This is a genomic window from Chrysiogenes arsenatis DSM 11915 (assembly GCF_000469585.1).
Classification (GTDB): Bacteria; Chrysiogenota; Chrysiogenetes; order Chrysiogenales; family Chrysiogenaceae; genus Chrysiogenes; species Chrysiogenes arsenatis.
In genome coordinates this window covers 103,737-121,499 of sequence record NZ_AWNK01000004.1, presented here as the reverse complement: position 1 = coordinate 121,499, position 17,763 = coordinate 103,737, and the positions used below count along the sequence as shown (strand labels likewise).

At 49.7% G+C, this 17,763-nt stretch carries 1 protein-coding gene (cut by a window edge); it reads left to right on the top strand.

Translation table 11 applies throughout. The annotated features are described in order from the left end of the window. The first annotated feature begins 4 nt into the window (after positions 1 to 4). Positions 5 to 17,763: the start of a hypothetical protein gene (locus P304_RS0102230; protein ID WP_236613290.1), read on the top strand. It continues 19,525 nt past the right edge of the window; the window shows 17,759 of its 37,284 coding nt (coding positions 1-17,759); its start codon is at positions 5 to 7; its stop codon lies off the right edge, out of view.

Genomic DNA, 17,763 nt, shown 5'->3' with positions numbered 1-17,763 from the left:
ACTGATGCCTCATGATAACGAAATTACTATTCCGTACGATAATCAAGTCGCTAAAAACCTATCGCATCAACAGGAAGAATCGCTCTTTATCTCGCATTACGACCGCGATACTCCGGCCGATAGCGAGTTCGATATGTCGGCACTGGTGCGCGACATTAATGATATTTTTGGTACCTCTGTGGGGAACGAAATCCTTACCATTGAAACCGGCACAACGGTAGGTGGGAGTGGCGACTTTGAAATTCACCTGCATAACCAAGGGATTTTAGCTCCTGGCTATTCCCCTGGCGAGCAAACAGTAAGCAGTTATTTCCAGGATGAAAATGCACTGCTGCATATTGAAATTGGTGGCATGGTAGCAGGAACGCAGTTTGACCAGCTCAACGTCACCAACATGGCGGAGCTAAGTGGAACACTGCAAATAGAGCTTATTGATAGTTTTACCCCTACCGCAGGACAAACGTTTGATTTTCTCACCTATGGTGAACGTCAAGGGAATTTTACAACTATTACTGGGTTATATGACCACGATCTCAATAATATATTTCTCCGTATTGATGAGCAGGGGAATACGCTTCAATTACAGGCTCTCAGCGCGCAAACCATTACATTTACCAACCTAAACGATACGATCAATGTTTCCCAACATGAAAGCAATAAACTTTCTGTCGCGTACGGTTCTCATTCACACTTAATCGATCTTACTCTTGCGAACGCCCTGATATTTGACACTGGCGATGGTTGGGACTCGATAAATTTTCTTGGAACTATCGATCTAGGCTCCACCCATCTATTGGTAAAGTCAGAACAAATCAGTGTAAACGCTCAGGCCAGCCTTACTTCAACTGGCGATATTATCTTATTGGCGCAGGACTTTAGCGATGATGATCAAGGTCTCAACGCCGCTCTTGCGATCAATGGCAATATAAGTTCCGGTGGCCACTTGGCTCTTACTGCGGCAACCCAATGGAATTATGAAAGTTCCATATGGACGCCAGGCGATGTATTTAATAGCGAATCGAGTGCTACCATCACCATTGCTGATGATGTTTCACTTACAGGTCAAACTCTCCGTTTGCTGGCTCATACTGATAGCATGGTAGTGATCGACACGTCATTAGCCAGTTCTTTGCTTGGTAGCCTTTCTGGGATAACCGTTAAAGAAGACGCACTTATCACTATTGGTGCCGCAAATTTAAATGCCGATGCCATTTACCTGAAAACTACTACTGCCAGTCACTATTCTGCCACGGGGATGATTACGTGGAATACCATCCAAGTGCGCTCCGAAGTCTCTTTGCAAGGGACAACGGCAACTGCTGGCGACAATGGATTGCGTATTTTAGCTGTTGATGCCACGCATGCAGAAGCCATCGGCCCTGTAGCGGAATCAGAAGATGGTGAAGTAGGCGAATTCACCCTTTACAGCATGGCCTTTGCCTTTAATAGTGTCGACAATACGAGCATCATAAGTATTGCCGATAGCACATTACATGCAGGGGCGGCTGGAATCCGCATTGAGGCCGAAAGTCAAGCCCAGCTTGATGCACGCCTTATTGGCATTGCCACCAGCATCGGTTCCGAAGAGATACAGTCCGACAAAGTACCAACTTTTGCTCTGAATGGCTTTGTAGCCTCCAACCGTGTGCTTGGCGAAGTGAGCGTAACCGTTGTTAACTCGAATCTCACTACCAATAATGGTGGTGATTTATATATCCGAGCTGAAAATACATCTACCATCAATGCACGCCTTGAAGGAGGCGTTGATGCTCGCGGTACATCGGTTGGCGTTATGCTCGCCTTTAACACCATCGGTTGGGGAGCCCAAAATATCTTTAGCCAAGGGCTTGATGCGCTCCTTGGCACTACCGCACTTGGTACCGCGCAACCGCTACTTACCAGCATAAAATTTGAAGAGAGCGATTTTAATATTGCTGGCGATATGGAGCTGTACGCTTTATCAACTCCCACCCTTGATGCTTTTGTCAGTAGCGAAACTATTACCGAAGGCGATAACCTTGCCGTTGGATTCGTGATGACCAGCAATATGGTGGCATCGCGCAGTGAGATTATTTTTAATCCCAATAGTGCAACCACTCAACGCACCACCGGTGATTTAACCCTTTTAGCGTTAGATAATGCTTTAATATTTGCTGTAACCCGCATGGGATCAGCGAGTTCTGGTGGTGCTTCCGGTGGCGGTATCATTGCGCGCAATGACGTCCGCTCCGATGTAATGGTTGATATTCAAAATGCCAACGCCACCGTTGGGGGGAATCTCAGTATTTTAGCGCGCAGTGTCACGGTGATACAGGCCATACTTGATGGAAAACAACCCGACTCTTACGAAATGGAAGAGGAGGACGATGATCCAACCGAATCTCCTTCATTTGCGTTTACGGGAATTATTGCGACTAACCTCGTACTCTCTGATACGCAAATAGTCGTCAACGACAGCAATTTCACCGCCAGAGGCAACATGGATATAGATGCGCGCAATGCATCTACCCTGTTAGCGGAAAACGTCGCCGAAGCACGCGCTTCAGGAAATTCCATTGGAGCGACACTTGCTTTTAACACCATGGGCTGGGAAGCGCAGAATGTACTCTTCAATGCGCTTGATACCCTCCTTGGAACCAGTATTGGCAATGCTGATCCGGTGCAGGTGGTAGTCACACTTCGCAACAGCGAGCTAGAGGCCGAAGGCGACATTCGCATTGCCGCTACGGCACGCCAGAGCCTACTTTCCACGATTAGTAACCTTGCAGCTACTGAAGGTTCAGGCTTCTCTGCTGGACTGGTCCTCGCCAGTAATATGGTCAATTCGATAGCGCGTATTGTAATCGAAAAAACCACCGGTCAAGAACGTCAAATGCGCATTCAGGCCGGGGGCAACCTTTCAATCTCCGCGAAAGATAATGCCTCTTTAAATGCGACGATCAGCATGAAAACCAGTAGTAGTGGTGGTGGCACGGCTGTAGGTGGGCTTGTCGCGCGCAACGATCTGCGCAGTGATGTCCAAGCCAGTATTACCGCCGCCAACGTACGCGCCGAAGCGGACTTTAACTTGCAGGCATTAGAAGCCGCTAGCATCAGCGCTAAACTCAGCGGCAGTGTTGAGAGTAGCGAAGAAAAATTCACTCAAGCCGCCGACAGTACGAAGGGTGGCTTAACGGTTAATGGTCTGATAGCCACTAATCTTGTGCTCAGTAATTCTGCCGCAACCATCAGTGATTCTGTCGTTATCGCTGGTGGTAACATTTCAGTGCTTGCTGACAATACCTCTACCATCTCCGCCATGAACTCGGCGAGCATGACATCCGGTGGCACAGCTATTGGAGTGATGCTTGCTTTCAATACGATTGGCTATCAAGCGCAAAACTTACTTTTTAATACCATTGACACCATACTCGGCACAAATATAGGTGATGCGAGTCCGGCTGACGTCGTGGCAAGAGTCACCAATTCGCGACTCATGGCTGGGGGTAACCTCATTGTGAAGGCAGGAGGACTCGGAGATGACCCCTTAGAAAAAAAAGGTGCCCGTATCGAAGCCAGCATCAATAGCAGTTCAGCCGCTGGCAATGGAACTGCCGTTGGGCTTATCCTATCAAGCAATAAAATCAACAGTTCTGCGGTTGCCGAAATCGTATCCACAACCACTCAACAGCAGATTCAAGTAGGTGGCGACCTCCTTCTGCGTGCCGCCAGCAGTGCTGATATCAAGTCAAACGTTATTCTTTCTGTCTCCAGCAAAGGCGGTACTGCCGTTGGAGTGGTTGTTGCGCTGAACGACATTCAAGACGAGGTGCTCTCGCAGCTGAACAACGTCCACGTGGTTGCCGCCGGGAGCGTATCTGTTTTAGCCGAAGAACAAACCAGCCTCTCCTCAGTGCTCTCTGGGGTCATGGTCTCCCAAAAAAGCTCAGGATCGGGGTTGGCCGCCAGCGGTACCATTGCCACCAACCTGATTTTAGGCAACAGCCGTGCTCTCGTGCTCGACAGTAACATCAGCGCAAGAGGCGATTTGAATGTGCGTGCCATCAATAATTCCGCCATCATTGCGAATAACAAGGCGGTGGTTACCTCTCAGGACACGGCGGTTGGCGTTATGCTCGCATTCAACACGCTCGGCTATGAAACCCAGGATATCTTTACCCGCACAATTGACGCTTTGATCGGTACCGATATTGGTACCGTCGATCCGATCGCCGTTGTGGCGCGCATCGAAAATACGGCGCTGGATATTGGTCGAAATCTAAACTTGACGGCTGATGTTACGGCCTCGATTAGTGCCACCGTGTACAGCGAAGCACAGTCAAAATCGGCAGGGGCTGCCGCCAGCGTTGTGCTCGCCACGAACTTCGTCAGCAGTGATGCCGACGCCCGCTTACTCAGCCCCATTGGCCAAGCGCTCGTCGCTGGAGGCATTTGGGTTGAAGCTACCGATTCGCCTTCTATCCTTGCCGATGGCACCGTTATGGCGGCTGCCACGGCACCAAAGCTGAAAGATGAATATATCCGCGTCGATTTCACCAGTAATCAAGGGAATGTGGAGATTGGCTTTGGTAATCACGTCTATGTCACCAAAGACCATAAAAGTGGAGGCGAGCTCGGCCATATCTATCGCTACATGGGGTACAATGGAACTGCCATCAATGAGAGTGGCGATGACGAAGAGATTCTCACCAAAATAAACCTCTCTGCGACCGATTTTAATGACAATCGTTACTGGATGGAAATTCCCCCTCCAGAGGGTTTTGTAGGCGATATTCTTGCTTTTCTCTATGGCGAAATGCCGATGGAGGAAAAGGAAATTATCCTCCACACTCTCAATATCTTTGATAAGAATCATCCACTTGGCTTTAAGGTTGGTATGGGTTGGAAAGAACTCGATGTCATCGACTTCCTGAACGGCGAAGGCATTCAGGAAGCTGGAGTTGAACTGACTGACAATGGCATTCAGCTTAATCTCGGTGATATCGCTGGCTTCGCACTGCCCTCATTGATGCTCGAACTGGTCATGCCGACCCCAGACTTACTGTCAATTGAATATCAGCACCGGCTAGGAACTATTAAACACAATGGCGAACAGGTCGACTGGGGAATACAACTTGATTTTGGTTGGGAAAACTTAGTATTGACCGATTTTATCAAGGCTATTGTTGAAGGTGACAATCAAGCCTTCATGCCGCGCATCGACTACAAGGTTTATGTAGACATAGAGGATATTGACGACCTAGCACCGCAGAAGTTCTTGCCTCGCGAATTTATTATCAAACAACCGACACTCAATATGACCTTCCTGGGGAAACCGCTCCAGTTCATGTTCGGTGGCGAGCGCGATGCCGATGGTAATCCACCCGCAAGCAATCTCTTTACACTGCGCACCCTTGATTTAGAGGGCGACGATGACGTCTCCAAATTTGTTAATCGCAGCCTTGCGCCTATCAGCGTAACCATGCCTAAAGTGGATCTTGACACGTACTTACTGAATAAGCTGAAGCCGGGCTTAGCGAGTGAAATTCTGGCAGATCGCGATCCAAATTATTGGAATCAGGAGATGGTGAAAATCGATCTCGATGGCACTCTGGAAGAGATCGCCAATGGCTTAAAAGAATCACTGAAATTTATGCCGCGCTACCTCGAATTGTCAGACCCCAATGTAAATTTTGAACTCCTCGGTTTCACCAGTGATTGGCAACTTCCCCTGAGTGCGGTGTTAGATAGTATCCCTTGGATGTCAGAAGGGGAAAACGAAAAAGGGAGCTTTATTCATATTGACCTACTGGAAATATATGAAGCGATATTGCCAGATTTTCTGTTTTCCTTTGTTGATACGAGCATGACCAGCAAGGTTCAGTTGCCCGACATCAACTTGGGTGATCTGACGCCGGAAGATTTCAAGCAATATCAAGAATATTTTAACATGGCAATAGTTGCACTGGATGCCGTGGGCTTCGAATTACCACTGGAACGTGCGCCAGGAAAAACAACTCCCGATGCTCCAGCAAAAGAAGCCACGACTGCTTCACTTATTAAGGCGGCAGTGCCTGGCGTTTCTTCTGAACAATATCTTGAGCTCCATTTTGACGGCACAGACTATCAGGGAGAGCTTCCTGAACTCGCATTGGCGATGGGATCCAAAACTTCAGCGAAATTTCAAGTTCTCCCTGTAGGTCAGCCAGCCAATGAACTGCAGCGCTTAACTTTTATTCACTCCAAAGAAGATTATGGTGTCCAGTTCCGCCTCAGCAATGGATCGCAAACGAGTGAAGTACTGAGCTTTAGTAGCAACATCAGCGCCAATGCCGCAGCAATTCAGAGTGTCTTGAGTGCTTGGCACGGCGCAGGGAACGTGAAGGTCACAGCAGAAAAAACCGCCTTGGGCTGGTCGTATAACATAAGCTTTATCGGTGAGTTAGCCGCCACAAATATGGCGCAAATCCGGATGCAGCGAGTGGGCGATCCCGGCACTCTCGTGGTTCGTGCTGAAACTCTGATCGAAGGGGCAGAGGAATATACTGCCGAGATGCAAGCCGAACTGATCCAAGGGGCTCTTGAGGGTCTACTTGGCCGTGGCAACATTGCGGTCACACCCTATTCTGTTAGTGAATTCATCCAGCAGTACAAGATTGTCTTCGAAGGCAGGCAAGCAACTCGCCCCATTGACCTACTGAAAGTAAATGGTTTAAGCGATCCCGAAGCGGTACAAGCCTCGACTGGCAATCTGAAAATAGGCAAATTTCCCATCGGACCAGGCTATCAGTTTACCGTTCCCGATAAAGAGAAGTACACGCTAACAGTTACAATGGATGGCGCCAAATTCACTACCGGGGAACTTGAAAAAGATGCCAGCTTGGAGCAAATCAGCAATGCTTTATTGGGAGCCCGTTCCGCAAGCGGCGTACGACTCGACAGCCTTGGTATTAAAGCCGACGTGCTGAAGGGAGATAAAGATGGAAAATGGATCGTCAACTTTAAGGGGAGTCTTCATGGACAGGTTATCACCGCCTTTTCTGTCGCGGGAGTTGGCGGAGCTAAAACGGAAAAAAGTGAGGAGAAGGGTGCCACCGCTGTGGGTGCACTTATCGTCCGCAACGACATTCGCAGTTCAGCCTATGCCAGTATTGAAAACGCTCGGATAGAAGCGGGTACTGTTACCGTAACGGTCACTGAAGACGCTCAGATATATGCACAACTCGATGCCGTAGCGAAAACTGGCGACAGCAAATCACCGGGATTAGCCCTTGGTGGCATCATTGCCACCAATTTAATTCTTAACGAATCCGAAGCCTTAATTATCGATAGCATTATCACGACTACGGAAGGTGATGTTGCCGTACTGGCCAAGAACAATGCCGAAATATTTGCCAGTAATGCGAGCAGTATCAGCTCCAATGGTACTGGTGTCAATGTCACGCTGGCATTTAACACGATAGGTTGGCAAGCTCAGAACGTGCTTTTCAATACCATCGATGCCCTTATTGGAACTTCTATTGGCAATGAACAACCGGCTGAAGTCACGGCACGTATCCATAACAGTGATGTGAATGCCTATGGCAGTGTGATTGTTGAAGCCAACAACCAAGCTACTATTTTAGCACGAGTCACAAACGAGACGACCTCTGAGTTAGGCGATAAAGCACCGGATGACTCAAGCGCCACCTCCGTCGGTTTTGTCCTCGGTAGCAACATGGTCGAAAGCCGCGCCTTCGCCAGCATTTCTGGCATAAATCATAACGTCAACAGCATCATGGGCGATGTTCTTGCCTTAACCTTAAACGACGCTAGCATCAAGTCTTTGGTCAACCTCAGTGCAGAAACGGGCGACGAGGGCGATCAAGCCGCCGCCATCCGAGCGCTGGCGAGCTTCTTTGGGCAGAATTACACCGATTATTCTGGTGTGCGCGAAATCACTCTAGGTGACAGAGTGCGCATTGGCTCGAGCGGTTATACCCCGTTTGATCGTGTCGCAAAGCTACAATCAGGCGACCGCGTCACTCTCGATTGGGACATGGCCGGCGGTGCCGGAGGAACTACGTACCAATTCATTGGTGAACAGGCTTTGCAAAACCAGCGCCTTGATCGTCAGAATTATGCCGACACGAGCCTTTGGCGTGAAGTGGAAGCCGATACCGGCTTCATTTACATGGCGCGCGAAAACCTCGGTGAAGTTGATCTCGGACAAGAGGATTTTACCGATAGTTCTCGTTGGCTTGGAATCGACCTTGATGCGATTGTCGATTTCGTGGCAGAAGGAACCGACATCATATTTGGCGAAAGCGCTAAAGGTACCGGTTTTGGTGGGCTTGTAGTACGCAATGATGTGCGCTCCGACGTACACGCTTTGATTGAAGACGTCACTATTGATGCCGGTGGCACGGTGGGTGCGAAAGCGATAGAGTCAGCGGTGATTTTGGCTCAAGAAGAGAGCGTCGTCAGTGCGGATACGTTGGGCATCAATGTGGTTATCGCCACCAACACGATACTCGGTGGTGCCAATGCTGTAGTGCGCGATAGCCAAATCGATGCGGGTGGAAATCTCAGCGTTGTCGCTCAATCGGTGGCCTCGATTATTGCTAACGTCAACAGCGAGGTGCAAGCGACGACCTCAATAGGTGTCACGCTAGCGTTCAACACCATTGGTTATAAACCGACGAATCTTCTTTACAATATTCTTGATACCTTTGGTACTGAACTTGGCGGCCAGCAAACCCTCAATACGTATGCCGTCATCGAAAATACCCATTTCACTCTCAGTGGCAATCTCGAACTCAAGGCAGAATCGGCTGGTGCTATTGCCGCCAACATCGTTAATTCGGCTTTGGCGCTGGATGTTAGCATAACTGAAACGGGTGACTCTTCCTCCAACACTCTCACCGTCGCACCGGTTCTCGCGATGAATAAACTGAGCACCGATACGCGAGCACACATTATTGCCGCCCAAACCATGACCATAAAAGGCGATGTGCTGATTGTCGCTCAAGGTAAAAACGAAATTAGCTCTGAAGTAAAAGCCTCTGCCGTGAGCGTTGCCGCAAGTCGTAGCGGCGATACTCGCAGTATTTCCATTGGGCTCAGTCTGGCGCGCAATGACATCGAGAGCGACGTTATTGCATCTGTCGCTGGTGCTCCGAACAATATCGGAGCAAAATTGCGGGCTGATGGCAATGTGACTATTGAAGCATGGCGCGAAGGGAGTATTCTCGCCACTGGTACCGCCACCGCCGTAGCCGTGGCCGCTAGTCTGAAAGGGGCTACCTCCGTCGCTGGCGCTGGCACTTTAGCCTTCAATGCGATTAACGGAGCTACGAACGCCTTTGTCACTACCATGCAAGGGTTCAGTATCGGCAAGAATATGTCACTGTTCGCCAGTGACACCACCCTCATCGATGCTACCATCACTTCCACTGCCGTGGCGGTTTCAATCAGCCTTGGATCCAAAGCAACACCAGCTGTAGCTATTGGCTTATCCGTTGCGGCCAATAACATTGGGCGCAATACCACTGCTGATATCGATTATGATTTTGAGCACGAAGATACTGCAGCCACCTTAACCAAAGGCCAAAGAGTAAAAGTTGTTGATGGGCCATTGCTTGGGCGTGTCTATGAGTATATTGGCGATAACCGTACTGAAACCAGCGAATTGCTGAACGAAAACTACTACGATAATGCACAGTGGCAATGGGTCAATACGGTTACTGAACGGACACAAGTACTCGCGTATATCGCCAATGCCGCCACCACCGTTGGTGGTGATCTGAGCGTCGAAGCGAAAAATAATGCCTTTATCAATGCCAAAGTACAAACAACAACGGTAGCGGTCGCTGCCTCCAAAGGGACGACAGTCGCTCCAAGTATTGGCGGCGTTTATAGCGAAAATAACATTTACGTCGATACCCATGCCTACATCACCAGCACACTGCCCGTTGTAGCGGCCGCCATTAACCTACGTGCCGCAGACTTTAGCAGTATTAATTCCATAGCCGGTGCTGCCACCGTAGGGGCTTCACTTTCCTTGAAAAACTCCGTTGCGGTAACTATTGGGTTATCTCTGGCCTTTAATGAAATAGGCAACAGCACGAAAGCCTTTATCGAAGGGGCAGAGAGCGTCACCGCCACGACGGGTGATATTCTTATCAATGCTCAGGCAAGTGGTGTCACCTCTGGTATCTTTAGCCTCGCAGGTGCACATTTAAGTGCGGCAGATTTTGATGATGCCGCTACCAAAGAGAGCAATATTGAAGATACCGATATTGACGAATATGCCCTCGATGAATCAAATGATTACGCCATTTTACAAAAGTTAACTGTCGCCTTAACCGATGCCGGCATAAAACTCCCTGAAGTAAGCGACATTATTGCTGATTGGAATTATCGCAGTAATGATGGAGAGCAAACGCTTAAGACAGGTGATGTCATCCGCGTTGATAGATCTCACATGGCTGGTGGTGAACGGGATACATTATATCGCTATCTTGGCAACGAGGGTGAAATTGATTTATCACAAGCTGATTATGCCGATAGTACGTTATTTGAAAAAGTAATCCCAAACCCCACACTTAGCATTCTTGAGCCAGGCAAATCGTGGCTTATGGTACTTGCCGATGGCAGTAGCTACACGCTACGCCTTTCAGCAAACAACAACGATCAAGTAGAAATTATCCGTAATACTATCAATGCTTCTTCTTTAGCTGCTTCGATAGCGGTAGGGGCTGGCATGGATAATGGCATCGCTGTTAGTGGTGCTGGTGCCGTAGCCTATAACACCATGCTCACTTCCGCCGAAGCTTTTATACGCAATAGCCGTATTGATAGTGCCGGCGATGTTACCATTACCGCTTTCAGTAACAGTGGCATTAATGCCTCAGTTATAGCCGCTTCAATAGCGGTAGGTGCCGGCTCGAGCAATGGCGTTGGTGCCTCTATTGGTATAGCCTTAGCCCGTAACTGGATTGGCATCAACTCGAGTGGCCAATTCGAAGGCGCCCGCACTCATGCCTTTTTAGAAAATGTAAATCTTAATGCCGCTGGCGATTTAACACTGAGCGCGGTGGCCAGCCAAACGATAAGTTCTTTCGTATTCAGTGGTTCCGTCGCAGTGGCCGCTGGTGGTTCGTTTGGTATCGGGGCGTCAGGCTCTGGAGTTCTTGCCAACAATTGGATTGCCAACGATGTTTTTGCCGGTATTCGTGGCGAAACGAATGGCACCATTGAAGCCAATTCCATCACAATTACGGCCTATGACCGCTCAACCATTGAATCATTTGCGGGAGCGGCCTCAATAGCCGCCGCCCTTGGCGGTACGACGGGTGTCGCTGTATCGATAGGAGCCAGCATTGCGCGCAACGTTATTGATACTACCGTTGAAGCTGCAATATTAAACGCTACTGAAGTTATAAGCGTTGGTAATATTTTTATCGAAGGTCAATCCGAAGCACAGATAGAAGTTACTTCGATTGCCGCTTCTGTTGCGGCTGCCATCGGAGGCACATCCGGTATTGCCCTTAGCGGAGCGGGTGCCGATGCTAAAAATTACATCAATGGAAACACGATTGCGCGTGTTGAAAGGAGTTCTCTCGAAGCTCAGGGCAATGTGATTATCGCAGCTCGTGATAGCTCGCTTATTCTAGCGGACGTTGGCTCTTTAGCGGTATCGGTTGGTTTAGGTGGCACGGCGGGTATTGGCGCCTCATTGGGTGTCGGTATTGCCCGTAATGTCATCGGCATGCGCGAAGAGCAAGATCCGAGTTATCACTACACCACCGACCAAATCGACATCAGCAGCATCAGCAGTGGCCAGATCGTTAAGGTGTTGCATGGGGTGCGTGGTGATGAAACGTATGAATATATCGGAGAAGAAGTACTGTACTTTGAGGCCGAAGAGAACGGCAATTTGTCGACCCAAGATTACGGCAATACCCTTTTGTGGCGTCAAGTTGGCCTCGCAAGGGATGGCGGCAATGTTCATGCGTTGGTCGTCGATTCGGCCATCGATGCAGGGGGCGCACTGAGCCTGAATGCTCAAGCCGAGCAGCGTATCGAAGCACAAGTCAGTGCTTTGTCAGTAGCGGTCTCTGGTGGTGGTACTGGTGGTTTAGGGTTGAGTGGCGCTGGAGTTGGTGCCACCAATCAGATCTATGTTGATGTAGCTGCCACCATAACCGGCAGCCAAGGCAGTGGCATCAAAGCCGATGCCATCACCCTGAGTGCCAACGATGATTCTGTCATCGACGCCCGCTTAACCGGAACCGCTATCTCTGCTGCCCTTGGCGGTACTGTCGGAGTCGCAATATCAGTGGGCGCCAGCGTAGCTGCGAACAGTATTGGCAACCAAGTAACCGCCGCTATCAACCAAGCGGAAGTAGAAGCACGTAGTGGCGATATCGAACTGCAAGCCATAGAAAATGCGAGCATCACTGCCAATGTGAGTGCCATATCGGCAGCAGCTTCCGTGGGCGGCACGGCGGGAATCAGCTTTAGTGGCGCCTTTGGCTTTGCTCACAACGTCATCATCAACCAAACACAAGCACTGATTCAGGATTCACATATAGATGCCGTCGGTAATGTCACCGTACTGGCAGACAACCTCGCCAGCATCCGTGCCGAAGTGGGCGCCGCTTCAGCCGCATTGGCTGTCGGTGGTACCGTTGGTATTGGCATTGCTATCGGTTCTGCTCAGGCCGAAAATAGTATCGGCGGAAGTGTTCAGGCACTGGTCAGCAATACGAATATGGTTGCTCGCGGGCTGGTCATTGAGGCCGCCAACGACGCAATTATTGAAGCCATAGTCGATGCCAAAAGCATGGCGGTGGCTGGTGGCGCCGTGGGTGTCGCCGCATCAGGAGCAGGCTCCGTAGCCGATAACACCATAGCGATGACGATAAGTGCCGCCCTGAGTGGGGGGAACGTGCTACTGCTTGAGGATGCCCGTATCGAAGCCAAGGAACACTCTAGTATCTTGGCAGATGTTACCGCTGCCTCGCTGGCCGCTTCGGTAGGAGCTTTTGGCGGTTCTGTCGCAATTGGCGTTTCGATTGCCAGTAATACATTGGATAACCACATTGTCGCCCAAGTTTCAGCTACGAATTTTGCTTCTGAAACTGGGAACCTGAGTGTGTTGGCTAGTGATGAGGCTCAAATTGAGGCCTATTCAGAAGCAGCGGCTATTTCTGCCAGCTTCAGCATTGGCGCAGCCCTCGCTGGTGGTGGCGCCGAAGCCAAATCAACCATCAATAATTTAACACAAGCACTCATTGATGATCATGCTTCCCTTTTTGCCGCAGGTAACATCTTGGTAAAAGCCAATAGTGCCGCCTTTGCTGATAGTCAAGTGCGCGCTACGGCAGTTTCAGCAGGGCTTATTGCCGCAGCCGCGGCTGGTTCCGTGTCACTCCTTGATTTTAACGGCGTTACCCAAGCAATCATTGGCAATGCAACCGTTACCGCGCTTGGTCGCCTGAGTGTGACTGCCAATTCTCAGCTGGATGGCTACGCGCAATCTCGTGGACTTTCTGCATCGACCGGTTTAAGTGTCGGTGCTTCTGATGCACGTATCTATGCGAGCGGTGATGTCACTGCGGGCTTAGGTCAAAACACCAATATTACCGCTGGTATACTCGATATACACGCTAATGCTCAAGACGAACTGTACGTCCAGAGTGAAGCCAGCAGTGCAGGTTTATTGGCTGGTTTGGCAGGAACCATCGCCATTGTGGGCAATACGCGCGACGTTAACGCTGAAATCGGTGCCAATAGCCAAGTGGATGTTGGTAGCCTCATCGTGTTGTCAAGCCATAATCAAGCTGGTGATTCTCGCGCCGATGCCAAAGCACTGGGCTTACTGGCCGGCACAGGTGCTCTTGTGCTCACTGAAATGAGTGGCGATGCATACGTTACTATTGGTCAGAACGCCAACATTCTCGCACGCGATAACGTTTCTATCAGCGCCATAAATACTGGTTTAAAAGAGCGTTATGCTCATGAAAATAACCTAACTTCCGGTTCGGCAGGTGCTATTGGCCTCACCGCACTTGAAAGCTATACCCTATTTGGTACCGACGCCAGTCGCTTCACCGCCGAAGTTAACATTGCAGATGGTGTGCATCTCGAAGTGCTTGGTTCGCATGAAGCGCCAGGGCGTATTGAAATCAACAGCGTTGCCGATGTATACGCTGTCGATAGCGTGCTCGTTGAAGGTGTATCCGCCTTTAGTCTGTCATATGGCCGCAGTCGCATTGATGCGGCAACCTTGTCGCACATCAATATCGGTGCCGCAACACTGCGCAGTGATAGCGGTGATGTCTACCTCGCAACACGCACAGTGGCAACGGCCAACGCTAGCGCCAATATGTTTACGGCGGCAGTTCTCGGTGGAGTGACTGGTGCCGATGCGGTGGGTCGCGTCAGCGCACTCAACCTCATCACCACCAACGGTTCAACCATCCGTGGTGGCTCGGTACATTTGCTTACTGGTGTCAACGCTCAAGGTAGAGTGAATCAGCTCAATGGTTACAGTGATGCGGTCATTACGACCATTGGCATGTTCCCATCTTTAGCGAATCCCGGAGCCGATTTTAGCATTAACGAAATTAATCGCATTCATTTGCAAGGCAATACCCGTATCCAATCTATTGGCAATACTTATCTGCGCGCCGTGGAAGGGATTGGCGGCAACCAGCGCGGTACAGAGTCCGAAAGCGTATTGTCGCTCTCTATGATTCCGTACGGCAGTAGCCGCAACGACCAAGGGCAAGTAGAGGCATCTGTCAATGAAGTGTTAATGAGCACCAACGCGAGTGTTCAATCTGCCTTAAATAATCAAGCGGTAATGATGATTCTGCCGGTGCAAGCAGAAGGTCAGGTACTGTTTGACTGGAACCGCATTGGTACACAGTTGACCAGTGCGGAAAAAGCCACATTAGGCATTGCGGCGGATGTCGCTATGGAATATGTGGCACTCGATTTATCGGCCCTCACAGCGGACAACCTCACGGCGGAAGAGCTTTCAACCAAACAAGCGATTATCAGTGCATTGGCAGGGAAGTTCTATGTTATTAAGCCAGTAGAAGTTGCGGCTCCTATTGTACGGTTAGATAATGTTGCCAACCTTTTAATTGAACGGCACGAAACAATTCTGGGCTGGATGTCCAGTCATGCCGGCAATGCTGAGGCGATTGCCCGCTATCAGGTGCAGCTAGAACAGGTCGAAGATGCCCTCACGCAACTAGGGCTGATGGAAACAGTCGTGGTGAATGGTCACGAGTACACCTTGATTGCCCGTTCCATGGACGTCGCCTTCCTTGATCTGCCAAATCTTTATGCCGCTCCAGGTTTGATTTTTATCGAAGCGGCTCAAACCGACGCGAACATGATCGCAAGCCGCATCAGTTCTGGCCTCCTCAAAACAGCCGAAGCTGCGCGGATTGATATTGTCAACAATACACCGTTACAAATGCGGATTGCCGATGCGGTCATCAACGATGCTCGTTTAGTGCGGCCTGTCAATGGCCAGATGATGACTTTCCATCCGGGCAATATTTATCTCAATAACGTTAATCTCACACATGCTACAAGCAGTGGTAGCGCCAATAGCGTCAGTATCTTACAGAGCAGCAAATCAGCAAGCTTGCTCGGGCTGAATCAAGAAATCGCCAAATTGCTCTCCGGTCCACAAGATATGTTCGTGCTTGGCTCAGTGGTCAATCAAGCTGGCAGCATCACGATTAATAACCAGATGGGCAGCATTCAGGTATCTGGCCAGCTATTGGCAGGAACCCTCGACATTGTCAGTGCAGGCAACTTTGACCTCAACGTTGCGGGTTGGCAACACTTTGCCGATCCACGCCAGTTAGCCGATTTTGTTTCGCACTACACGGCGGTCAAGAATGATGCCGATAACGCCATTGCCAAAAATTTGGCGGCTTTCGAAAGTTTGCGTGCCGGCTTACTTGATCGCGAAATGTCTAAAATTATCGCACGTGGCGAAGTGAATATTTCTGCCACTTATCTCAATTTGAACGGCATCATTCAAAGTGGTATCACCGATTTAGTGCTCAATATCAGTGCCGATTTTGCCCCAAATAGTTCTATCAGCCTCTATGATCAAGCACCGGGAGGTCAATCGCTTGATGACCATTTCCGCCCCTATGTATTTGCCCATGGCGTGAATTTTGGCGATGTCCCTTTCAAAAGCTATTTTGATTATGCCACCCAATCTATTGTCGTCGAACAAATGACGACCACACCCGGACGTGTTACCGTGACAGGCCATATATTCAATACCGGCCTTGGTGAAATCCGTGTTGCGGATGGCGTGCCGAATGTCACTATCAATAACGATAGTGCTTATGAACTCGTATTTGATGGCATCGATTTATCCGTTTCCCGTCCCGGCATGTTAATCATCAACGACACCTCGCGCCTACGCAAGACTGAATATACTTTTGCTAGTGGCGAAATAACCGAGGTCAACTATCAAGGCAGCCTCGTTAACAACCGTATAGAATACACCCCACTTGCCCCAAGTGCCGGTGGCATGGTGGTGTATGATATCGAAGCAATGGCGTTGACGCGCGCTACCTTTGAGTCCAGTGCCGAATATGCTTCACGCGATCTCCTGCGCGATACGACCGGGCGTATTTATTATCAACCCACCGAGGGTACCTTCTACTCTTGGGTGGAAGGGCAAAGCTTCACCCAAACCGAGACGCGCAAGTACGAAAAGAACAGCTTCAACCTGATTGGTTTTGATTGGGGTTTTTTAGTCGCAGATCAAAGCTATGCTTGGAGAACCGTTGAATACACCGATGCCGCGCCATTATTAGAATCCGAGCTGATCTTGAGCCCAAACGATGTGCCGGCCTTCGTAACCGATAGCAGTTATGGCATTACCTTTGAGGTAACACTTAACCCCGATGGAAATTACACCTACGTACAAAAGAACTGGACTACCGGTGGCGGCTGGTTGCGCACAAAAACCATCCATACCCTTACTACCACGGAAACTGGTTATAAAGATTACTACAACCATTACTTGCGTGCTGATTATCCCGTTACAATCGCAGTAGTGCGCAGCAATGGCACTCCAGGTTTGAATATTACCAGCGTCGGGTCGGTCACCTTCCGTGGCGATGTAAAACTTGCTGATGGTAGCACCGATGCCCAAGGGAACGAATTGTCACAAATGTTCATGGCGATAAACAGCCAGGGCAATGTTACTTTTGCTGACGGCGCTGCGTATTATGGGATAGCGCCGAGCATTACGGCCGGTGGCAGTGTCACTTTGATGATGGAAGGGAATAGAGGCTTTGCCAGTATCACCGCAGGCGATGATATTTTCGTTCAAGTTATATCGAGCGATAACCTGAGCAGTCTCTTCCAAGCTACTAAAGTTGAATCAACTACCGGCGATGTCACTATCCGCGCTGCAGAGGGGATAGTCAGCCAAGGGCAGGGTGAAACTGAGTACATGAGCATTCGGGGTAACGTAGTACACCTTGATGCCATTAACGGTGAAGTGAGCCATATCCATCTCGTCAGCAATACACAGGGCGACGGTGGATTAGCGGTGCGTGCCGAAGGCAATGTCCGCATTACCCAAACTGAAGGTGATATGGTGTTGGTACGCCCCACAGCGTGGGAGAATGCCGCCGCCTCGGTAGCTTCAGAGAACGGCAATGTAACGTTAATTACTCTTAGCGGTTCCATAATTGATGGTGCCAATGGTGTACAAACAAATGCCAATCAGGTGAATGCTGG